Source organism: Vibrio sp. 1CM8B, from assembly GCF_023161685.1.
GTDB classification, from domain to species: Bacteria; Pseudomonadota; Gammaproteobacteria; order Enterobacterales; family Vibrionaceae; genus Vibrio; species Vibrio coralliirubri.
Genome location: NZ_JALNTU010000002.1, coordinates 463250 through 486210, shown reverse-complemented (window position 1 = coordinate 486210; position 22961 = coordinate 463250). Strand labels below are relative to the sequence as shown.

At 45.8% G+C, this 22961-nt stretch carries 13 protein-coding genes; 10 read left to right on the top strand and 3 right to left on the bottom strand.

Features of this window, described 5'->3' with window-relative positions; all coding sequences use genetic code 11:
- Window positions 1-17: 17 nt before the first annotated feature.
- The 10 genes from hrpB to MSG36_RS05835 all read left to right on the top strand — a co-directional run bounded on the left by hrpB (window position 18) and on the right by MSG36_RS05835 (window position 16853).
- A complete protein-coding gene (hrpB, locus tag MSG36_RS05880) occupies window positions 18-2516 on the top strand; it encodes an ATP-dependent helicase HrpB (protein ID WP_282452195.1) in 2499 nt (832 codons plus the stop codon).
- The gene (gene mrcB / locus MSG36_RS05875) at window positions 2513-4912 is read left to right on the top strand and encodes a penicillin-binding protein 1B (protein WP_248366689.1); all 2400 of its coding nucleotides are present in this window, start codon (window positions 2513-2515) and stop codon (window positions 4910-4912) included. The genes hrpB and mrcB overlap by 4 nt, the downstream gene beginning before the upstream one ends.
- Before the next feature lie 38 nt (window positions 4913-4950).
- Window positions 4951-7284: a patatin-like phospholipase family protein gene (locus MSG36_RS05870; RefSeq protein WP_248366687.1), complete on the top strand. Its 2334-nt coding sequence runs from the start codon at window positions 4951-4953 to the stop codon at window positions 7282-7284.
- A gap of 272 nt (window positions 7285-7556) precedes the next feature.
- A complete protein-coding gene (acnB, locus tag MSG36_RS05865) occupies window positions 7557-10145 on the top strand; it encodes a bifunctional aconitate hydratase 2/2-methylisocitrate dehydratase (RefSeq protein WP_048605714.1) in 2589 nt (862 codons plus the stop codon).
- Between the two features lie 298 nt (window positions 10146-10443).
- Entirely contained in the window at window positions 10444-10812 is a 369-nt protein-coding gene (locus MSG36_RS05860) for a YacL family protein (RefSeq protein WP_019824378.1), read from the top strand.
- Between the two features lie 238 nt (window positions 10813-11050).
- Window positions 11051-11389 carry a P-II family nitrogen regulator gene (gene glnK / locus MSG36_RS05855; protein ID WP_004738200.1) on the top strand — a complete coding sequence of 113 codons (339 nt, stop codon included), beginning with the start codon at window positions 11051-11053 and terminating at the stop codon, window positions 11387-11389.
- Between the two features lie 27 nt (window positions 11390-11416).
- Window positions 11417-12646: an ammonium transporter gene (locus tag MSG36_RS05850; RefSeq protein ID WP_048605711.1), complete on the top strand. Its 1230-nt coding sequence runs from the start codon at window positions 11417-11419 to the stop codon at window positions 12644-12646.
- Window positions 12647-12941: 295 nt separating this feature from the next.
- A complete protein-coding gene (locus tag MSG36_RS05845) occupies window positions 12942-13955 on the top strand; it encodes a Fe(3+) ABC transporter substrate-binding protein (RefSeq protein ID WP_065676697.1) in 1014 nt (337 codons plus the stop codon).
- A 244-nt stretch (window positions 13956-14199) separates the two neighbouring features.
- Window positions 14200-15825, top strand: a complete 1626-nt coding sequence (locus MSG36_RS05840; protein ID WP_050620019.1) for an iron ABC transporter permease — start codon at window positions 14200-14202, stop codon at window positions 15823-15825.
- Window positions 15825-16853: an ABC transporter ATP-binding protein gene (locus MSG36_RS05835; protein ID WP_017059417.1), complete on the top strand. Its 1029-nt coding sequence runs from the start codon at window positions 15825-15827 to the stop codon at window positions 16851-16853. Before MSG36_RS05840 ends, MSG36_RS05835 begins: the two co-directional genes overlap by 1 nt.
- 150 nt (window positions 16854-17003) lie before the next feature.
- Here MSG36_RS05835 and MSG36_RS05830 read toward each other — a convergent pair whose 3' ends face one another.
- The 3 genes from MSG36_RS05830 to MSG36_RS05820 form a co-directional block, all read right to left on the bottom strand.
- Window positions 17004-18416, bottom strand: coding sequence for a phosphoglucomutase/phosphomannomutase family protein (locus MSG36_RS05830; protein WP_048612323.1), 1413 nt, complete (start codon window positions 18414-18416; stop codon window positions 17004-17006).
- Between the two features lie 74 nt (window positions 18417-18490).
- Window positions 18491-20896 (bottom strand): N,N'-diacetylchitobiose phosphorylase, encoded by a 2406-nt coding sequence (locus MSG36_RS05825; RefSeq protein WP_248366685.1) that lies wholly within the window; start codon window positions 20894-20896, stop codon window positions 18491-18493.
- Window positions 20897-21023: 127 nt separating this feature from the next.
- A complete protein-coding gene (locus MSG36_RS05820) occupies window positions 21024-22958 on the bottom strand; it encodes a family 20 glycosylhydrolase (RefSeq protein ID WP_248366682.1) in 1935 nt (644 codons plus the stop codon).
- Between the last annotated feature and the right edge of the window lie 3 nt (window positions 22959-22961).

The window sequence follows — 22961 nt, the reverse complement described above, 5'->3', positions numbered from 1 at the left end:
GTAGGTTTTTATGTACAATGTTGCCAACATTACACCACAAGGTTCTCCCATTGCCACAACTGCCCATAGAAGCTGTGATGCCAGATCTGCTCGCTGGCGTAGAAACACACACTCAACTTATTCTAAAGGCCGCTCCCGGTGCGGGTAAGTCAACATTCTTTCCTTTACAGTTAGTTAAGACCAACGCCGTTCAAGGCAAAATCATTATACTTGAACCGAGGCGTTTGGCGGCAAGGAATATTGCCACTTACTTAGCGAGCCAATTGGGAGAAAAGGTGGGGGAGAGCATTGGCTTTAGAGTCCGTGGTGAATCTAAAACTAGCAGTGCAACTCGCTTGGAAATCGTCACCGAAGGGATCATGACGAGAATGATCCAAACCGACCCTGAATTAACTGGGGTTGATATGGTGATCTTTGATGAGTTTCACGAGCGCAGTATTCACGCCGATACCGCATTGGCGTTTAGCTTAGAGATCCAAGAGGCGTTGCGTGATGATCTAAAAGTGGTTGTGATGTCGGCAACCTTAGATCAACAAGCTCTGCAAACTTTGCTGCCGAATGCCAAATACGTTGAATCACAAGGTCGCACCTTTCCGGTCGATTTCCGTTATCAGCCATTAGGCTCGAATGAATATCTAGCCCCTAAAATGGCTAAGGTGATTCAATCTCTGATGGAGAAACAGTCAGGCTCACTTTTGGCTTTCTTGCCGGGTGTCTCGGCGATTAAGCAAGTCGAATCTCAACTAGAACAACTCGCCAGCGATATCGATGTGTGTCCTTTGTACGGTCAGCTCAGCTTTCCTCAACAACAAAAAGCGATCGCGCCATCAGAGAAGGGGCGTCGAAAGGTGGTGTTAGCGACCAATATTGCTGAGACTTCTTTGACGATTGAAGGTATTCGATTGGTGGTCGATTCCGGGCTTGAACGTGTGGCGAAGTTCGATCTGAAAACCGGTATTACTAAGCTTGAGCAAGTGAAAATCTCGCAATCTTCAGCTGAACAACGGGCGGGGCGTGCGGGACGAATGGAAGAGGGCTTGTGCGTCCGTTTGTACAGCGAAATGCAACTTATTCAGCAACCAGCTGTACCAGAACCTGAAATTCTTCACTCTGATTTGTCTTCGCTGGTGTCTGAATTGACGCAATGGGGCGCTGCGAGTGCTGATGAACTGCAATGGTTAGACGTTCCACCCAAAGCTTCTATTGGGCAAGCCAAGCAACTCTTACAGACTCTTGAATTGTTAGACGATAATGGTCAATTTACGGCATTAGGAAAACAGGCCCAACGTTTAGGTTTAGAGCCTCGTATTGCCAGCATGTTAGTTAAAGCGCAGCAAGGTAGTCCTGCTCTGTTGAATGTCGCGATTGTTGCCGCTGCTTTGCTGGAAGAGCCGGAACGCAATGTGACGGATATTCAACACTCTTTGCACCGATTTAAGCAAAGAAAACATTCCAAAAATAGCGTTGTGATGCAGCGAGCGAAAAGTCTCGCGAGCAAACTCAATCATCACTTAGATTTGTCACAAGCTGACGAATCATTGCTACCATTAGTGCTTTGTTTTGCCTTCCCAGACCGGATTGCACAAGTGAGAGGCGCGACCAGCAGTGCTTTCCTTCTGGCGAATGGCCACGGCGCTGAGGTTCGTGACGATGACCCATTGGCGAACAATGACTATATCGTAGTGATTGATTTGATGCGCAGCACAGGGCGAGCCAGTCAAATTTTCTTAGCCACCGCGGTTGATATCGCGCAGCTAGAAGCTGAATTTCCAAAACTGTTTGTGCGTTCCGATTACGCCGATTGGGATGAGAAACGTGGCCGTTTAGTTGCTGAGCAGCGAGTGTCTCTGGGCAAGTTGATTATCAGCACCAAAGCTTTACCTGATCCCGATGCGAATCAGGCGAGCCAAGCGCTGCTCAATTATGTCGCTCGATGCGGGCTGGATCGCTTAAATTGGACTGCTTCGGCTAAGCAGTTGGTTGAGCGTGTACGCTGTGCAGAGCTTTGGATGGCTGAGCATGATTGGCCAGAGATGGACGATGCGAGTTTGATTGAACACCTTGATGAGTGGCTATCTCCGTATTTGAATGGCATTAAGTCGGCAAAAGGGCTGGCTAGTGTTTCGATTGAGCAAGCATTGTCGGCTTATCTCGGCTGGCCTTTGAATCAAGAAATCGACCAATGGCTGCCAACGCACTACCTGATGCCGACCGGCAGCAAGAAGGCCATTCGTTATCAATATCAATCTGAACCAGTGATCTCAGTGCGAATGCAGGAAGTCTTTGGCGAACAAGACTCGCCATTGATCGCGCAAGGGCGTAAAAAAGTAGTGCTTGAGCTCCTTTCTCCAGCACAGCGACCACTACAAATTACTCAAGATTTAGTCGGCTTTTGGGCTGGCGCGTACAAAGAAGTACAAAAAGAGATGAAAGGCCGTTACCCAAAACATCCTTGGCCGGATGACCCTGCTAACCATGTAGCAACCACTAAAACCAAACGACAGTTGAATCGATGATGACCAAAATGTTAACGCCAAAAAAGGCACCACCTAACAAAGCGCCAGCAAAGAAGTCACCAGCAACCAAAGCTAAGCCAAGAAAACCAAGAGCGGCTGCGAAAAAGACCAAATCTAAGGCTAAGAAATCTGGCAAAAGAGGTTGGTTGAAGATCCTATGGGGCATTTCTTGGAAAGCGGGCTTAGCGCTTGCGGCATTGCTGTTGTTCGTCGGTATTTATCTCGATTCTGTGGTTAAGCAACGCTTTGAAGGTCAGCTGTTTGATTTGCCAACCGTGGTTTATGCGCGAGTGCTAAATCTCTCTCCGGGAACTCCGGTGAGTTTGGTTCAGGTTAAGAATGAGCTCGATGTACTTAATTACCGTAAGGTGAACGCGCCTCGTCACCCGGGCGAATACTCCTCTTCTTCCACCAAGATTGAAATGATTCGTCGTCCGTTCGAGTTTGTCGATGGACCGGAAGCGGATCGTCATGTGATGCTGCATTTCAATGGTAACGAGTTAACTCGTATTCAGTCGCTAGAGAAGAAAGGCGACATGGGCTACCTGCGTGTTGAACCGAAAATGCTTGGCATGCTTGAGAAAAGTAACGATGAGCAGCGCCTGTTCTTAAAGCGTAATCAGTTCCCAGAAGTGATGGTTGATGCCTTATTAGCAACCGAAGACCGAAATTTCTATCAACACGATGGCGTGTCGCCACTGGCCATCGCTCGTGCAATGGTCGTTAATGTCAAAGCTGGGCGAACGGTCCAAGGTGGTAGTACGCTGACACAACAGCTGGCAAAAAACCTGTTCCTGTCCAGTGAACGTACTTTGTGGCGTAAGGTCCGTGAAGCCTACATTGCACTTATCTTGGACCATCGTTATAGCAAAGACCGAATCCTAGAGGCTTACTTAAACGAGGTTTACCTTGGGCAAAATGGTGGGCAAGCGATCCATGGCTTCGGTTTAGCGTCTCGCTTGTACTTCGGTCAGCCAATTCAAGAGCTCCGTATTGATCAGCTAGCACTGCTGGTGGGTATGGTGAAAGGACCATCGTATTACAATCCGGTTCGTTATCCTGAGCGTGCTAAGACTCGACGCGATCTGGTTCTTCGCTTATTGATGCAACAAGACATATTAACTCCGCGACAATACGAAGAAGCGGCGAGTCGTGATTTGGATATTCAAGACAACCCACGTATTGCTAGCCGTCAGCCAGCTTACTTCCAACAAGTAAATATTGAGCTTAAGAAGTATGTCGGCGATCGATTTGAGGCGAAAAAAGGGATTCGAGTTTTTACCTCTTTGGATCCGGTTTCCCAAGACAAGTTAGAGAAGTCGATTGCTCGTAAGGTGCCTGATTTATCGAAAACCGCAGGTAACAAACTGGAAGCAGCAGCTATTGCCGTGGATAGAAATACCGGTGAAATCCGAGCGATGGTCGGTGGTAAGCGTACTGGCTATGATGGCTTTAACCGTGCCTTGAACGCGAGTCGTCCAATTGGTTCTTTGGTCAAGCCTGCAATTTACTTAACCGCACTAGAGCAGCCTCAGAAATACACGTTGGCGACAACATTGAAGGACACGCCACTGAGCTTGAAAGGCAGTAAAGGCAGTGTGTGGAGCCCGAGAAACTTCGATCGTAAGTTCCGTGGCGATGTGCCTTTGTATGTGGCGCTTTCTAAGTCTTACAACGTACCTACTGTTCGTTTAGGCATGCAATTAGGCATTGATAGTGTCTCGGATACGATTGGAAAACTGGGGGTCGATAAAAATGAAATTCGCCCAGTACCGTCGATGTTTTTGGGGTCGTTCTCACTGACTCCATTCCAAGTCGCGCAGATGTATCAAACTATCACCAACTCTGGCCGTATCGCACCTTTGTCTGCACTTCGCTCTGTGGTTGATAACGATGGCGAGGTTCTGTATCAGTCGATCCCTCGTGTATCACAAAGCGTTGACCAGCAAGCCGCTTGGCTAACAACCTATGCAATGAAACGTGGCGTATCGGAAGGTACGGGGCGTTTCCTACAAGGTCAGTTTGCATGGGCAGGATTAGCCGGCAAGACCGGTACCAGTAATGACAGCCGAGACAGTTGGTTTGTGGGCGTTGATGGCCGTGAAGTGACGACCATCTGGCTAGGGCGTGATGATAATAAGCCGACTAAGCTTACTGGTTCGAGTGGTGCGTTACGTGTTTATGCCGATTATCTCAAACAGAGAACACCCGAGCAGTTATTGCTGCCTTGGCCGACAGGAATTGTCACCGCTAACTTTACTCGAACTTCTGAAGGGGCTTTAGAGTTTGATTGTGATGGTGCAGTTAAACTGCCAGTTTGGGATGAGGATGGAAACATTAAAAAGGGCTGTGAAAGTCAACCAAAACAGTGGCTAAAGAAGCTTTTTCAGTGGTAAAGTCGTAACAAGAAAGAATGACAAGGACAGTTAAAATAATGATTTCTCGTTGGTTAGTGAGTAGCTTAGGCATTGTCGGTACTGTGATCAGTTTTCAGCTGTTTGCATCCACCGCGACACAGGTTGATCAATCTCAGCAGGCTGAGCAAGCTCATAAAAGGCCAACCGTTGCTGTTGTTCTTGCTGGTGGTGGGGCAAAAGGTGCAGCTCACATTGGTGTGCTTAAAGCTCTAGAAGAGATGCAAATCCCGGTTGATTACATTACCGGTACCAGTATGGGCTCATACGTTGGTGGTCTTTATGCGACAGGGATGAGCGCAGACGAGATCGAGAGCTTTATTTATACGGTCGATTGGAATCGCGGTTATCGTGATCGCGTTAACCGTAGTGATCGCCGTGTACGTGACAAAGAATATGAAGACCGCTACCAACTGAACACCGATCTCGGCTTAGGTTGGGGGGAAATCAAAGCAAGGAAAGGGGTGGTGCAAGGCCAGAATATGTTGCGTATTCTGCGTGAAACCACCGGTAATCTATCCTCATTCGATTCTTTCGACCATCTTGCTATTCCATACCGTTCCGTCGCAACCGACATTATCGAACTTGAAGAGGTGGTCATCGACCATGGTCACCTTGTTGATGCCATGATGGCCAGTATGTCAGTTCCCGGCGCGCTTCCTCCTTATGAACTCGATGGTCGAATGCTGGTTGATGGTGGTGTCACCAATAACATGCCCGTCGACGTTGCCAGAGCGATGGGTGCAGACATCGTCATTGCGGTGGATATCAGTACCAACTACAAAGGCAAAGATGATTTCACGAATTTTCTAGCCGCCGCTGACCAACTCTCTAATTATCTTGTTCAACGCAGCACACAAGAGCAAGCTGAAACACTCACAGACGATGATGTCTTCCTGCGCCCTGATGTTGGGGAAATGGAGACGACTGACTTTGATAAAATGCCATCGGCTTTCCTCGCGGGCTATGAAGCCGCTAAGCAGCATACTGATGAACTTTCTAAGCTATCGCTCTCAAATGCCGATTATCAGCATTATATCGAGGACAAGCAAAAAGCACGAAGACAGCTGAAACACGGCGATAAGACCGTCGTTGACCGAGTTGTCATCAATAACAATACCCACTATTCCGATAAGCTGATCGAAAACCGTTTAAACCTTGATTCAGGTGAGGTTCTGAAGACCAGTGAAATTGAATCTAAAGTTCAAGACCTCTATGCGCTAGATAGATTCGAGTTGGTGACTTATGAATTTGATACTGTTGATGGCGAGGAGCAACTGCAGGTCAATGTGAACGAAAAATCTTGGGGGCCAAACTACCTCAACTTTCGATTCTTTCTTGAAGATGATTTCTCCACTACCAGTCAGTACTCGATCGGTGTTTCAGCCAACTTTACCGATATCAACTCGCACGGTGCAGAGCTAAGAACCAATATCGAGATGGGAACGGATAAACGAATTGAGGCGGAACTCTATTCGCCATTCTTTTCGAGTCAAAAATTGTTCACTTCTGCATCGATTGCTTATAGCAAGGAAAACAGAAACCTACCAGCGGGTGAGGGCGAGATTGGAGAGCCGTCGCTAGATGTAACTAAAGACTATCTACCAATGGCGTATAGCGAGTATATCGGTGAATTGGCATTAGGCTATCAACCGACCTTATGGCAAGAGCTGAAGTTTGGTGTTCGTTATACTGATGGGGATGTTGAGGTATCTTCGTTACCTTCGTTAGGTAATGGTGGTTACACGCGTATTGGTGGATTTATCAATTATCGATTGGATACTTTGGATAACTTCAGCTTGCCTACCAAGGGCTACTTTGTCGATTTAGAATACCTTGTCTCTCATGATGATTTTGAAAATGGTAGTGAGATCGGAGATAGTGAATTAGCTTCTGGAAGCGATACGGTTTATGAGCTTTCGGCTAATTTCATGGCAGCAAAGAGTATCGAGAAGCATACTTTAGTCGCAAAACTTGATTATGGCATTGTAGAAAGTAAAAACTCTGTTTTCCCTATCGATCCCAAGGAGCTTGGTGGCTTCTTAAACCTGTCAGGTATTCCAAGGAACAGTATGATTGGTCAGAACCTGGCCTATACCAGTCTTATTTATCGTTATAAGTGGTTTGAAAATGACTTCGGACTCTTTGAATCACCATTCTACGTGGGGGCATCCATTGAGCATGGTGGTGTTTGGTCGAACAATGATTTGAGTATTGATGAAGCGCCAATGTACACCGCGGGTTCTGTTTTTGCGGGTGTCGATTCACCAATCGGGCCGATCATTTTAGCTTATGGCCGAACCGAAGATAATTTCGATTCGGTGTATCTGATTGTAGGTACGTCCTACAAATAACCATGCGCAGAGTCGCCATCTAAGTGCGTAATTAGGCAAAAATAGTGGGACTTTCGTCTTAACTTGCTATGTTGGTCAAAATGATAAGATTTTAATTTAACGTTAAATTTGCTATTCTACCGCCCACAGTTTGGCCTCTATGACGCCGCTCATCAATACAAATTGAATGACAAAAATGGCAATGGAGAGCCAAGTTTCCAAGGATGTTCACTTCTTTATTTTACTAACAATTATGAAGGGAAGAAGTGAACCGCAATGAGAGGAAAAAAGTCGTGCTTGAAGCCTACCGTAAACACGTCGAAGAACGTGCTGCCGAAGGAGTTGTTCCAAAACCACTAGATGCTGAGCAGGTAGCTGGCCTAGTTGAACTTCTGAAGAATCCACCTCAAGGTGAAGAAGAAATCATTCTTGACCTACTAGAAAATCGCATTCCACCGGGTGTAGATGAAGCTGCTTACGTAAAAGCTGGCTTTCTTACGGCTATCACTAAAGGTGAAGTAGCTTCTCCACTAGTAAGCAAAGCAAAAGCTGCAGAACTGCTTGGTACTATGCAAGGCGGTTACAACATCGAATCCCTAGTATCTCTACTAGACGATGCTGAGCTTGCTCCAATCGCTGTTAAAGCGCTATCTCATACTCTACTGATGTTTGATGCGTTCTATGACGTAGAAGAGAAAGCGAAAGCTGGCAATGCATCTGCACAACAAGTACTTCAATCTTGGGCTGATGCTGAATGGTTTACAGCGAAAAACAAAGTAGCGGAAAAAATCACCGTTAAAGTATTTAAAGTTACCGGTGAAACGAACACTGATGACTTATCTCCAGCGCCTGATGCATGGTCACGTCCTGATATCCCAGTGCACGCGAAAGCGATGCTGAAGATGGAACGTGATGGCATTACTCCTGATGAACAGGGTAGCGTTGGTCCAATCAATCAAATTGAAGAAATGCAAAAAGATGGCATTCCACTGGCTTACGTTGGTGATGTTGTTGGTACAGGTTCTTCACGTAAATCGGCAACAAACTCAGTACTTTGGTTCATGGGTGAAGATATCCCATTCGTACCAAACAAGCGTACTGGCGGTGTTTGTCTTGGTGGTAAAATTGCACCAATCTTCTACAACACAATGGAAGATTCAGGCGCACTACCCATTGAACTGAACGTACAAGACATGAATATGGGCGATATCATTGATATCTACCCGTACGAAGGTGTTGTTCACAAGAACGGTTCTGTGATTTCAAACTTTGAGCTAAGCAAAGTACTTCTTGATGAAGTGCGTGCTGGTGGCCGTATTCCACTGATCATCGGTCGTGGTCTAACGGGTCGTGCTCGTGACGCTCTAGGTCTAGCTGAAACGGATCTGTTTGCTAAACCAATCGATCCATCTGCATCTGATAAAGGCTACACGCTAGCTCAGAAGATGGTTGGTAAAGCATGTGGCGTTGAAGGTGTTCGTGCTGGTCAGTACTGTGAACCTAAAATGACGACAGTCGGTTCTCAAGATACGACCGGTCCTATGACTCGTGATGAGCTTAAAGATCTGGCGTGTCTTGGTTTCTCTGCAGACCTTGTAATGCAGTCTTTCTGTCACACATCGGCATACCCTAAACCAGTCGATGTAAACACTCACCATACGCTACCTGATTTCATCATGAACCGTGCGGGTGTTTCACTTCGTCCGGGTGATGGCGTTATCCACTCATGGCTAAACCGTATGCTTCTTCCTGATACTGTAGGTACAGGTGGTGACTCGCATACTCGTTTCCCTCTAGGTATTTCATTCCCTGCGGGTTCTGGCTTAGTCGCGTTTGCTGCGGCAACAGGCGTAATGCCTCTTGATATGCCTGAATCTATCTTGGTTCGCTTTAAAGGTGAAATGCAGCCGGGTATCACGCTACGTGACCTCGTACATGCCATTCCTCTTTACGGTATCAAGCAAGGTCTACTAACGGTAGAGAAAGCCGGTAAGATCAACGAATTCTCTGGTCGTGTACTAGAAATTGAAGGTGTTGAGCACTTATCTGTTGAGCAAGCATTTGAGCTTTCTGATGCATCTGCTGAGCGTTCTGCTGCAGGTTGTACGGTTAAGCTATCTCAAGAGTCTATCGATGAGTACCTGAACTCGAATATCGTGATGCTTAAGTGGATGATTGCTGAAGGTTACGGTGATGTTCGTACGATTGAGCGTCGTATTACGGCAATGGAAGAGTGGTTAGCGAACCCTGAGTTGCTATCTGCTGATTCAGATGCGGAATACGCGCATGTTATTGAGATTGATCTTGCTGACATCGATCAACCAATCCTATGTGCACCAAACGATCCAGATGATGCTCGTCTTCTTTCTGACGTTCAAGGCACTGAGATTCAAGAAGTGTTTATCGGTTCTTGTATGACCAACATCGGTCACTTCCGTGCTGCAGGTAAGATGCTAGAAGAGTTTAACGGCTCGCTAAATACTCGCCTCTGGGTGGCTCCGCCAACGAAGATGGATAAAGACCAACTGACAGAAGAGGGCTATTACGGCATCTTCGGTCGTGCTGGGGTACGTATCGAAACTCCTGGCTGTTCACTATGTATGGGTAACCAAGCTCGTGTTGCTGATGCTTCGACGGTTATGTCGACGTCAACGCGTAACTTCCCGAACCGCTTAGGTAATGGTGCGAACGTTTATCTGGCTTCTGCTGAGCTTTCTGCTGTTGGCGCGATTCTAGGTCGCATCCCAACGAAAGAAGAGTACTTAGAGTACGCTGAGAAGATTAATGCAACCGCTGCTGATACATACCGTTACCTGAACTTCCATAAAATGGGTCAGTACACGGAAAAAGCAGACACGGTTATCTTCCAAGAACCAGCTTAGTTCCTCGTTATATTTGTAGCTGCAGCGTTGTTGACTGCGTACGTTCACCGGAGCGCCGGCCGCCCTAATCACATAGAGCTTCTATGCTCATAGGGATGAACGTACTTGTCGCCTAACTGCAACTCCAACTATTTAGAGGAACCCAAATGATAGAACGTCTACTTCGGTAGGCGTTTTTTTATGTCTGAATTCTGGACGACGAGCGACTCGATCTCTTGATGACTTCGCTATATACTCTCGCCTCATTTTTGCCACAACCCTTTTATTGAGTCTCTTTTTATTAGAGCTTTGGAGCCTTATGGAATTCGAATTTACTAGAAACACTCTAATGGGTGAATACTATGTGAAATGCAGCATGGGCCATGAGATTGTTGGCCGTTGGCTTCAAGAAGAGATCGGCAAAGATAAGCAGAAATTAGATCATGTGATGGCGTTGATTGAGCAATCTCGACAGGATTTGAGCAATGAAGTGACGTTGCTTGGCAAAGAGATTAGCCTTGCGATCAATGAAGATGAAGTAACGATTCAAGAAAACGTGTTAGCGCATGAGCAAGAGATGGAAGAGGGCAGTGAGTTCGACTTCTATAACTGTGAAAGCCAAGCAAGCTGCGGAATCGACGATTTCGAACTGCTCATCGAACGCTGGATGGATTTTTTAGGTTACTAGTCCTAAGACCTATTTGTTAGTCATTCAGAGCTTTGAAGGCTTCGTTGCCCAAAACTGGAGCAATAAGAGCATCACGCATTAAGATAGTGAAAAGGCCGCACCATATTGGTGCGGCCTTTTTCGTTATTACGACCTTATTATCTTCATCTCATTTAAAATCAATTACTTAACTTTTTGGCACGCTACTTGGATTGTAATAAGAGAATTAACGGATTAAGTAAGAATTTAAGGAACGAATATGAAATTAATAAATGCCATTGTTAAGCCATTCAAATTAGACGATGTACGCGAAGCGCTCTCTGATGTGGGTATTGAAGGTATGACTGTTTCTGAAGTGAAAGGCTTTGGTCGTCAGAAGGGACACACTGAATTGTATCGTGGTGCAGAGTACCAAGTGGATTTCCTACCAAAGGTGAAGCTAGAGATTGCTACCCAAGCTGAAAATGTTGACCGAGTTGTTGAAGCGATTAGCCAAGCGGCACACACCGGAAAAATCGGCGACGGCAAAATTTTTGTGTATGACCTAAGCCAAGCCGTACGAATTCGTACTGGTGAAATGGATGCTGAAGCACTTTAAAGAATTACAAGGACTGGAGACTTTAATATGGAACTTACAACAACAGTAACGGAACTACGTTACGCACTAGACACTTTTTTCTTCCTCATTTCAGGTGCGTTGGTAATGTGGATGGCAGCAGGCTTCGCGATGTTAGAAGCTGGCCTAGTTCGTTCAAAGAACACCACAGAAATTTTAACTAAGAACATCTGTTTGTACGCAATTGCTTGTACAGCTTTCTTAGTGGTTGGTTACAACATCATGTATGTCGACAACGGTGAAGGCGGTTGGTTGCCATCATTTGGTACTCTAATTGGTACACAAGGTGAAGGCGCAGACCACTCTCTAGAATCAGACTTCTTCTTCCAGGTAGTATTCGTTGCAACAGCAATGTCTGTAGTATCTGGTGCGGTTGCTGAGCGTATGAAACTTTGGTCATTCCTAATCTTCTCAGTAGTACTAACAGCGTTCATTTACCCAGTTGAAGGTTACTGGACTTGGGGTGGCGGTTTCCTATCAGAAGCGGGTTTCAGTGACTTCGCAGGTTCAGGTATCGTACACATGGCTGGTGCAGCAGCAGCGTTGGCTGGTGTTTTACTACTCGGTGCTCGTAAAGGTAAATACGGTAAGAACGGTGAAATCTACCCGATTCCTGGTTCAAACATGCCACTTGCAACGCTAGGTACATTTATCCTTTGGTTTGGTTGGTTCGGTTTCAACGGCGGTTCTCAACTGATGGTTTCGGATTTTGAGAACGCAACAGCAGTAGGTCAAATCTTCCTTAACACCAACGCAGCAGCAGCAGCTGGCGCAATTGCAGCACTACTAGTATGTAAAACAACTTGGGGTAAAGCAGACCTAACAATGATTCTTAACGGCGCGTTAGCTGGCCTAGTAGCAATCACTGCAGACCCTCTATCACCATCACCTCTATTTGCTGTAGCGATTGGTTCGGTATCTGGCGCATTGGTTGTATTCAGCATCATCGCTCTAGACAAAGCTAAGATTGATGATCCAGTAGGTGCTATCTCTGTACACGGTGTATGTGGTTTCTTCGGTCTAATGGCTGTGCCACTAAGCAACGCTGATGCAACGTTTGGTGCTCAACTATTAGGTGCAGCAGTAATCTTTGCATGGGTATTCGGTGCTAGCTTAGCGGTATGGGCAGTGCTTAAAGCAACAATCGGTATCCGAGTAACGGAAGATGAAGAACTTGAAGGTATGGACATGCACGATTGTGGTGTCGGCGCTTACCCTGAGTTTGTATCAGTAAAATAATCAACAGTCGTCGCCTAATCTGAATGGGTTAGGTTGGACAAAGAAAGCCCCGTAACTCTTGTTGCGGGGCTTTGTTGTATTTACGGTTGAACAATATATAAATACGAGCGTTGAAGTTAGGCTCATTGTTTAAGGGGGATGACAAGACACAAAGTTGAAATGGTTTGTTACAAAAGTGAGAGTTTAAATGGTCTGAGTAGACGGATTTTTTGTTGGTCGTCATTGTAATTATGTTAATGATGAATATAATAACGCAACTGATAGACATTATCATTTCGATATAAAGGATTTTACAATGAAGAAACTGCTAACACTTTCAGCTCTAGCGTGTGGTGTAATTGCCCCGACAGCAATGGCTGCGGAAGAAGTAAACGTATACTCTTACCGTCAACCTTTCCTTGTTGAGCCAATGTTCAAAGAGTTCACAAAAGAGACTGGCATTAAAGTAAACGTTAAGTTTGCTAAAAAAGGTTTAGCAGAGAAGTTAGCTCAAGAGGGTGAATACAGCCCAGCTGACGTTGTCTTAACTGTAGATATCAGCCGTCTATCTGAACTAACTAAACAAGGTCTAGTTCAATCTGTAGAGAGCGATGTACTTGAAAAGAACATCCCTGCTCAATACCAAGATACAGATAACGAGTGGTTCGCTCTAACAACTCGTACACGTAGCGTTTATTCTTCACGTGACCGTGTTGGTCGTCTAGGTGAAGAGTTCACTTACGAAGATCTAACTAAGCCTGAATTTAAAGGCAAAATCTGTACTCGTAGCGGTAAGCACCCATACAATGTTTCTCTAGTATCTTCGATGATTGCTCACAAAGGTGAAGCTGAAACGAAAGAATGGCTAGAAGGCGTAAAAGCAAACCTAGCACGTAAGCCTCAAGGTAACGACCGCGCGCAAGTTAAAGCGATTAAAGAAGGTCTATGTGATGTTGCTCTTGGTAACAGCTACTACCTAGGTAAGATGGTTAATGATAAAGAGCAAAAAGCTTGGGCTGACTCTGTTTACATTAACTTCCCTAACCAAGAGACTACAGGTACTCACGTAAACATCTCTGGTATGGCAATGGCTAAATACTCTCCAAATGAAGAGAATGCCGTTAAGCTGATGGAATTCCTATCTGGTAACACAGCACAAAGCATGTACGCAGAAGTGAACTACGAATACCCAGTGAAAGCAGACGTTAAACCTTCTGAGCTTGTTGCTTCATGGGGCGAGTTCAAAGCGGATACTGTTTCTCTAGATGAAATTGCAAACCACCACGCGGCTGCAATCAAGCTATTAGACGAAGTTAAGTTCGATCTATAATTTATTACGGTAGGCTTCGGCCTAAGTAAAATGACAACCTCAAGTCGCCATTTTGGCTACTTGGGGTTGTTTGTTATTGGAAAATCACTTTTTGATACAAAGCACCCTGTTGATCCCTTGAGTTATTAGCATCTCACCTTGAAGTCATTAGAGTATATGGGTATAAATAACCCCACCATTAAAAGGATATGAGATGTATTTGCAAATGCATTTGTGTTTCATTAAGCCTCGTTGTAGTTAGGCGATGAAAGAAAAGAATTATTTATGGAACACCAGTAGCAGCATTATTGCTGTATTACTGGTTTTACCGATCTTAGCGATTTTTACGACGGCTGTTGGAGAAACGGATGAGCTATTTTCTCATCTGATGTCCACAGTGATGCCTACCTATGCCTACAATACGGTGGTTTTAGTCATAGGAACCATGTTCCTGTCTTTAGTTTTTGGTATTCCGTCGGCTTGGGTTATGGCAATGTGCCGTGTTCCGGGAGAGCGTGTTTTGCAGTGGGCACTCGTCCTGCCATTAGCAATGCCAGGCTATATTGTTGGGTATATCTTTACCGATTGGTTCGACTTTGCCGGCCCTGTTCAGGTTCTACTGCGAGATCTTACTGGGTGGGGACCCGGTGAGTATTGGTTCCCGGATATTAGAACCTTATCCGGCGCTATTATTGTTCTGTCTCTCGTTCTCTATCCTTATGTTTATTTGCTGTGCCGCGCGGCATTTATGGAGCAAAACGTCTCCTTATTGCAATCCGCTCGTTTGCTAAAGTGCTCACCTTGGGAAAGCTTCCGTCGTATATCCTTACCACTTGTTCGTCCATCAATGGCGGTCGGTTTATCGCTTGTTGCTATGGAAACCATCGGTGACTTTGGTACCGTGAGTTACTTTGCGGTAAATACTTTAACGACTGCGGTTTATGATACTTGGCTGGGCTACTCAAGCTTAACGGCAGCAGCGAAAATATCGGCAATCATGCTGGTTATCGTGATCCTACTATTGAGCTCAGAGCGATACAGTCGCCGTAAGCAGAAGCTATTCCAGAATCAGTTCAGTAGCCGCGAAGATTTTCGTTATGACCTTTCTGGTTGGAAAAAATGGCTGGCACTATTCTGGTGCTGGGGATTAGTTTGCGTTGCATTCCTGTTCCCTCTTGGCCAGCTCATAATTTACGCCTACAAATATTTTGCTCAAAGCTGGACCCCTGAATTCAGAGAATATGCCATCAACAGTCTTTACGTTTCGGTAGCTGCTGCGATTATTGGCGTGATTATCGCGATGATTGTTAACTTTAATCAACGAGTTAGTCCGAGTAAGAAAAATCAGGCTTATATGCGTCTCGCTTCGATGGGCTATGCCGTTCCAGGCACTGTGTTAGCGATTGGTGTGATGGTACCTGTTTTGTTCATGGATCACTTGGTCAATGACATTGCGAAAGTGATGGAGTGGGGGCGACCTGGTTTGATCTTCTCCGGTTCGATGTTCGCGCTAATCTTTGCAATGGTCGTGCGCTTTTCGGCAGTAGCAATTGGCAGCATTGAAAGCAGCTTGAGTAAAGTATCCCCTTCATTGGATATGGCCTCGAAAACCATGGGTTGCAATACCAATCAGATGTTACGCCGTGTTCATTTACCTTTGATTAAACGTGGCGCATTGATCGCTGGTTTACTGGTGTTTATCGAATCAATGAAAGAGTTGAATGCGGCATTGCTACTGCGTCCTTTCAACTTCGAAACATTGGCGACTTATGTTTATAACTATGCCTCAGATGAGCACCTAGAGTTGGCGGCGATGCCTGCTGTATTATTGGTGTTGGTGGGTTTAATTCCTCTGATCATCGTAAACCGTTCCTTGGAGCAGAAAAACTAATGAGTTGTGCATTATCAATTAAAGATCTGACCTGTAAGTATGAGTCGCAAACCATTTTGGAAGCGCTCTCGTTAGAAGTTGAGCATGGTGAAATTGTTTGTCTTCTTGGTGCGAGTGGCTGCGGTAAAACGACCTTACTGAAGGCGATTGCGGGCTTACTTCCATTGAGTAGCGGTGTGATGAGTTTGAACTGTCAAACCATTGATGATGGCGAGAATTGGTTGCCACCAGAGCAGCGTAACATTGGTATGATTTTCCAAGATTACGCCCTGTTTCCGCACCTGACGGTAAACCAGAATGTCGGCTTTGGCTTGAAAGACCTTTCTGAGCAGCAAAAGAAAGACAAGGTTCAAGAGATGCTGGAGCTGGTTCACTTAGATGAGTACGGTGACCGCTACCCACACCAACTTTCAGGAGGTCAACAACAGCGTGTCGCTATTGCTCGTTCTTTGGCGTACAAGCCAGACTTACTACTGTTAGATGAACCATTCTCAAACATCGATACTCAGGTTCGTCATGAGCTGATTTCTCAGATTCGTAAGATCTTTAAGAAGCAGGGTGTTACAGCTATCTTCGTAACTCACAGCCGTGAAGAAGCGTTCGCATTTGCAGATAAAATGGCAGTAATGAACCATGGTGTGATTGAGCAGTATGGCTCGGCATCTGAGTTGTATTTCCATCCTTCGAGTAAGTTCGTTGCAGACTTTTTGGGCGGCGGTAGCTATCTCAATGCACAGCGTATTTCAGAGCATGAATTTGAAACCAGTTTGGGTATGGTTGAAGCCAAACCGCAAACGGAGATTGAGTTCGGCAATACGTGTGAGCTTCTGCTAAGGCCCCAGCATATCCAAGCAAGTTACGAGCAAGATAGTGCTATTTCAGTGCTCGAGCAGCAATTTATGGGCGATCACTGTCGTTATGTAATCGAAGCACATGGTCAGAAGTTATTAGCAACCTCGTCAGAAGCACTTGAAGTGGGTATGCCGGTCAACGTAAAAGTCGATACCAAAGGCGTACTGGCTTTTTAAAGAGATATAACGCGATACTAATCGTTACAAGAATCGCGATAAAAAAGCCCAGCACTTTAAACAAAGTACTGGGCAAGAGTTCTTCACTTATAGGCTTTAACAAGGCAGTGATTTGTTAAGTCCCATACAAAACTGCTGCACTCTATAAGCCTATAGAGAGAGGAAGTCTTTCACTTTTTGAAGAACACGTTCTGCAGTGTCTTTATCTTCCATTTCTGCGAAGATTCGTAGTAACGGCTCTGTTCCTGAGAAGCGAGCAATTACCCAGCCGCCATTCTTGAAGTACACCTTGGCACCATCTTCATAGCTGACTTTTTCAATTTCGTATTCAAATTCAGGCAGTTGCTTCTCGACGTAGATCTTAGTGTAGAGCGCTTCTTTCTCTGAAGGTTTAAACTTACAATCGCCTTCCGCGGTGTAGGCATAGCCATATTTAGAGTAAATCTCATCAAGTAATTCAGACAGCTTCTTGCCTGTCACACTGATCATCTCAACCAGTAAGCTTGAAGCAAATACGCCATCTTTACCTTTGATATGACCACGAATGGTTAAACCACCTGAACTTTCGCCGCCAATCAGAGAGTCATCAGCCTCCATTTGCGAGCTGATATGCTTAAAGCCTACAGGAACCTCAAAGCTCTTCTCACCATGATCTGCCGCCACTTTATCCAGTAGATGTGTGGTTGCGATGTTACGAACGACAGAGCCCTTCCAGCCTTTGTATTCCAGTAAGTAGTAGTAAAGCAGGAGTAGTACTTCGTTAGGGTGAATGAAGTGACCTTTCTCATCGATGATTCCCAAACGGTCGGCATCGCCATCAGTACCAATACCAATGTCATAGCCTTCTGCTGCAACTAAGTGCTTCAAGCGATAGAGCGTTGCAGCATTTGGTGATGGCATCAAGCCACCAAAATCTGGGTTTTTGCCATCGTTGATGACGTCGACATCACAGCGACCGTTAATCAGCACTGTTTGCAGAGCATTTTTTGCCACGCCAAACATTGGATCAATCAGTACACGTAGGTTAGCTTTCTTGATTGACTCGATGTCGATGAAGTTGATGATCGAATCAACAAAGTCGTTCATCGGGTTGATGATCTCGATTTCTTTGTCGTTTAACGCCTGTTCGAAATCGACTCGGATAACGTCTTCGTTGGTCAGTGTTGCGATTTGCTGTTCGATCTTCTCTGTGATGATCTCATCGGCATCGCGGCCGCCTTCAATGAACACCTTGATGCCATTGTAGTCTGCTGGGTTGTGAGAAGCGGTAATACACGCCGAGTAGGTGCATCCCATCTCTTTCGCTTGGAACATCACGATAGGTGTTGGAACGAACTTATCAATGAAGCTTACTTTGATGTTGTTCGCCGCAAGTACTTCTGCAAACCAACATGCTGCTTTATCTGAAAGGAAGCGGCGGTCATAGCCGATCACAAACCCATTCTTGGCTGCATCTTCGTTGTTGATGATGTTAGCGAGCGCTTGTGCTACCAAACGGACGTTTTCTCTAGTGAACTCCTCACCAATGAAAGCGCGCCAGCCACCTGTACCAAATTTAATCATTAGAAAATCCTTTTAGTCTCATTGTCTCAAGCCCGTAAAGACTTGAGACAAGAGCTGTTCGTTAAATTGCGTGACTAGCCTAGAACAACGACAACATCGTTCACGCTGCCTTCTGCTTGTACTGGGATAGCGCCTTCAACTGACTCACCATTGATAGTGATAGAGGCAACGCCTTTGCTTACTGCATTCGGGTTCTGTACTGTGATGTTGTAAGTCGCGCCGCGCCATTGACGAGTAACCTCGAATTCTGGCCAGTCAGTCGGGATACAAGGATCAACCGTTAAGCCTTCAAAGCCTGTACGAACACCAAGAATGAAGTTGGTTACCGCGAAGTAAGCCCAACCCGACGTACCCGTTAACCAAGGGTGGTTTGCACGGCCGTGGTCTTGGTGATCTTTACCCATGATGAACTGCACGTACGAGTATGGTTCTGCGTAACGTGTTTCAATCATGTCGTTTTGGTTGTACGGGTTCAGTGCGTCGTAGAACTTCATAGCACGGTCACCACGACCTAGTTTAGCTTCTGCTACCCAAGCCCATGGGTTAGGGTGAGAGAAGATTGCGCCGTTCTCTTTTACGCCTTGGTAAACGCGAGTTACGAAGCCGATGTCATCGTTTGGTGTTGCGAATGAAGGAGAGTTTAGGTGTAGGCCATATTCAGAGAAAAGGTTCTCATCAACAGCGTCCATCGCTTTCTCACCGCGTTCTTGAGATACCGCGCCAGATAGAACCGCGAGCGTGTTTGACTCAAGGTGTACACGACCTTCAGCTTGTTGAGCGGTACCGATCTTGTCGCCATTTTTAGTCAGACCACGGATGTACCAACCACCCTCGTCATCCCAAAGATGCGTTTCACACGCTTCGCGAACGTTAGCTGCCATTTCAGTGTATTTCGCAACGTCAGCATCGTTATTGCGGAACTTAGCAAGATCTAGGAATTCTTGTAGAGCCCAGAAGTGTAGGAATGAAACCATTGAAGATTCACCGCCACCTAGGTTCAAACAGTCATTCCAGTCTGCGCGAAGGCCTTTACAGATACCCGTTTGACCAACGTATTCTGCAGAGAAGTTCAGTGCCGCTTTCATGTGTTCGTAAACTGTCGCGTCGCCACCGTCTGCGTATGGAATCACTTCATCAAAGAAGTCGTGCTCACCGGTTTCCATTACGTATTTGATGATGGTCGGAACGATCCATAGGTGATCATCAGAACATGTGTCTTCAATGCCGTGGATCTTGTCGTCATCTGACGGTGTTGGAACAACTGTTGGTGATTTTGATGGCTTAACGTCGGCTTTCTCTGGATCGAACCAGTCAGGATCGAACAAGTGTAGACCGTAGCCCGCTTTCACTTGGCCGCGAAGCAGGTCGATAATACGCTTCTTGGTCATTTGTGGGTTGGCATGAGGTACTGAAATAGCATCTTGCGCCGTATCACGGTAACCAAGACCTGTACGGCCGCCAACTTCGATGAATGATGCAAAGCGTGACCAAACCACACAGGTTTCCGCTTGGTATAGCGTCCACGTGTTGATCATGGTGTCTAAGCCTTCGTTTGGCGACTTAACTTGGAATTTGTTGCAACGCTCGTCCCAGTGATCTTTGATGCCTTGGAAAGCGGCGTCTACGTTTGCTGTGTCTTGGTACTTCTCACGTAGGCGTTCACCGTTGCCTTTACCGATACCGAGTACATACGCAAAGCGAACTTCTTCACCTGGTTGAATCGTAAATTGCTTGTGCAGAGAACCACAGTGGTTGTAACAAGTTTGAGCGCTGTTAGAACACTTACCGTTTTCAACCGCAATTGGATTTGCTTCATCACGGTACATACCAAGGAAGTTGTCACGTTGGCCATCGTAGCTGTCTGGTGAGAAAGTTGAAGCTAGGTAGTAGAAGCCTTCAAAGTCGTTAGTGTTGTAGTACAGGTCGTATTCCAGAACACCTTCTTGGTAAGACGTGCCCGCAGAGTACAAAGACATCTGATGGTTTTGATTGTCTGATTGAATATGGCTGAAAGAGAACTCAACAAACGAGAAAGTGCTGATAGTACGTGGCTTGTCAGTGTTGTTCTTTAATACAACGTCCCAAACTTCTGCATCTTCACCCTTAGGTACGAATAGCGTCTTTGTTGCGGTAATGCCGCTGTATTCACATTTGAATTTTGAGTATGACAGGCCGTGACGAACTTCGTAGTTCGCTTCATCTAGGCTCTTTGCCACTGGTTGCCAAGAGATAGACCAGTAATCACCCGTCTCATCATCACGCAGGTAAACATAGTGTCCTGGGCGGTCGAATGTGCCGTTTGGACGGAACTTAGTAACACGGTTGTATTCCGGAGAATTGTAGAACGAGTAACCGCCCGCATTGTGCGAAATCACGGTACAAAACTTTTCAGTACCTAGGTAGTTTGTCCAAGGTGCTGGTACATCAGGGCGAGTGATGACGTATTCGCGATTGTCGTTATCGAAATAGCCGTATTTCATTGTCATTTCCTTTTTAACAAACTGCATCTATGCAGCTAATTTTTAAATAGTGATGCTGAGTCGTATCTAACTGAGCACCTTAATTTGAGTCAGCAACCACTCGGTGTGAGTGTCGCTTTGGTTTGTTTTATTGAGCTTTCCAAGGGTTGCGATAATCAACATTGAGTCTGTCGAGTAATGGCAAATGCCCCTTTAGGCGAGACAGGTAATCTAGCCAGTTTCGGTTGTTTTTATGTGTCCAACATCCTTCAGCTAAAGCGCTAATTCTTGGGAATACCATGTAATCCATACGCTTTTGGTTGGTGACGATCTCACACCATAGAGCACACTGAATTCCGCGGATCCGCTTACGAATTGGGTCGGTGTCGGATATCTCAGCAAGTGCTTCGTAGGTATAAGCTTGTTCTAATGGGATAACGGCAGCCCAATCTACGCCCGGTTCTTCCGGTGCATAATCTTGGGTCATGTCGAGATAGGTAAACTGTGCAGGTTGCAACACCACATCAAAGCCTTGGCGAGCGCAATTGACAGCCGCGTCTTCACTGAGCCATGAGTAGATGATGGTCTCTTTACTCACTTTGTCGCCGTGCTGTGCTTCTTCCCAGCCGACCATGCGTTTGCCGAGTTGCTTAAGCTTGTTTTCGGCATAGCGGAATAGGTGACCTTGTAGGTCTTTGCTGTCTTGGTACTGGTGTTCTTTCATCAACGCTTGAGCAGCAGGGCTGTTGCTCCACACTCCCGGTGGCACTTCGTCTGCACCCATGTGAATTAATTCGCTAGGGAACAGCTCTGCGACTTCTTCAATAACCGCATCTAGAAATTGATAAGTGCCTGGTAAACCTGGGTTTAGTACATTGTCGTTGTAGTGCTGAATGCTCTTGTATTGAGTGGTATCCGCTTGCTCTACCAGCATGTCAGGCAGTGATTTGATTGCGGCGCGACAGTGTCCCGGAATATCGATCTCTGGGATCACCGTGATGCTGCGTTGCTCTGCATATTCAATGACTTCGCGAATCTGTTGTTGTGTGTAGAAGCCGCCATAGTTGTCAGCTATGTGGGTGTATTGCGGTTCCAATGCATGATCAGGACCACGCCAAGCGCCAATTTCTGTTAGCTGAGGCAGGCTCTTGATCTCAATTCTCCAGCCTTCATCATCGGTGAGGTGCCAGTGAAAAACGTTGAATTTGTACTGCGCCAATTGGTTGATTAAACGCTTCACCTGATCCACTGAGTGGAAGTGACGAGCGCAATCCAACATCATGCCGCGGTACTTAAAGCGCGGTTGGTCGGCTATCTTGCAACATGGCACAGAGAAACTTTCGGCATCCTGTTGTTGAACCAATTGAATCAGACTTGCTACAGCGTGTGTAAATCCAGACTGGCTACCTGATTCAACAATTATTTGTTGTTCAGTAATGCGGAGTTTGTATTCGGCTTCGTCTAAAGTCGGGTTGCTGCGAAATAGAATGTCGCAACTTTCGTCTTTTGAAAGCGCGTTCGAAAGAGACAACTCAAAGGTCGATAGCAATTCTTGCTGGAACCAAGAGACTGCCTTATCTGCAAGATGAGATTGAACCTCAATTCCGCATTCGCTACTTAGCGGGAAACTACCTTGCTTAAGTTCGATCTGGTTCGGCTGAGGAATCAATGCAATCTTAGCTGCATTCACTTCAGGTATCTGGTTGCGTTCACGGTATGGTGACGCTAGAACAATAGGTGATATCGCAACTGGCAGTACTGAGGTTTCACCTTGGTGATGCGTTTGGATAAAGGCATCGTTTAGACCGTCAGAATAGAAACGGAACGGGGCGCTTTGAATGCTAAATTCAAGATAGTAATGGTTATTGGCCTTTAACACTGACGAACTTGGTTTGAACGAGCAAAAGCTGCCAACTTGAGTCAGATCTCCTTGCGATAAACTCTCTGGAAGGATGAATCGATCAAATGCAAAGTGCAGAGACCAATCTTTTACGTCGAGGTCACTTAAGTTATGTACCGTAAGGCCAAATCGGCAGTTATTTTTTTGTTCAGAAAGAACAGCTAAGTCGATGCGATAATTCATATA

What these genes read in the sequence shown, in the direction of transcription:
- hrpB (WP_282452195.1), top strand. Translation starts at nt 18, where the DNA reads ATGTTGCCAACATTACACCACAAGGTTCTCCCATTGCCACAACTGCCC.
- mrcB (WP_248366689.1), top strand. Translation starts at nt 2,513, where the DNA reads ATGATGACCAAAATGTTAACGCCAAAAAAGGCACCACCTAACAAAGCG.
- MSG36_RS05870 (WP_248366687.1), top strand. Translation starts at nt 4,951, where the DNA reads ATGATTTCTCGTTGGTTAGTGAGTAGCTTAGGCATTGTCGGTACTGTG.
- MSG36_RS05860 (WP_019824378.1), top strand. Translation starts at nt 10,444, where the DNA reads ATGGAATTCGAATTTACTAGAAACACTCTAATGGGTGAATACTATGTG.
- glnK (WP_004738200.1), top strand. Translation starts at nt 11,051, where the DNA reads ATGAAATTAATAAATGCCATTGTTAAGCCATTCAAATTAGACGATGTA.
- MSG36_RS05850 (WP_048605711.1), top strand. Translation starts at nt 11,417, where the DNA reads ATGGAACTTACAACAACAGTAACGGAACTACGTTACGCACTAGACACT.
- MSG36_RS05845 (WP_065676697.1), top strand. Translation starts at nt 12,942, where the DNA reads ATGAAGAAACTGCTAACACTTTCAGCTCTAGCGTGTGGTGTAATTGCC.
- MSG36_RS05840 (WP_050620019.1), top strand. Translation starts at nt 14,200, where the DNA reads ATGAAAGAAAAGAATTATTTATGGAACACCAGTAGCAGCATTATTGCT.
- MSG36_RS05835 (WP_017059417.1), top strand. Translation starts at nt 15,825, where the DNA reads ATGAGTTGTGCATTATCAATTAAAGATCTGACCTGTAAGTATGAGTCG.
- MSG36_RS05830 (WP_048612323.1), bottom strand. Translation starts at nt 18,416, where the DNA reads ATGATTAAATTTGGTACAGGTGGCTGGCGCGCTTTCATTGGTGAGGAG.
- MSG36_RS05825 (WP_248366685.1), bottom strand. Translation starts at nt 20,896, where the DNA reads ATGAAATACGGCTATTTCGATAACGACAATCGCGAATACGTCATCACT.
- MSG36_RS05820 (WP_248366682.1), bottom strand. Translation starts at nt 22,958, where the DNA reads ATGAATTATCGCATCGACTTAGCTGTTCTTTCTGAACAAAAAAATAAC.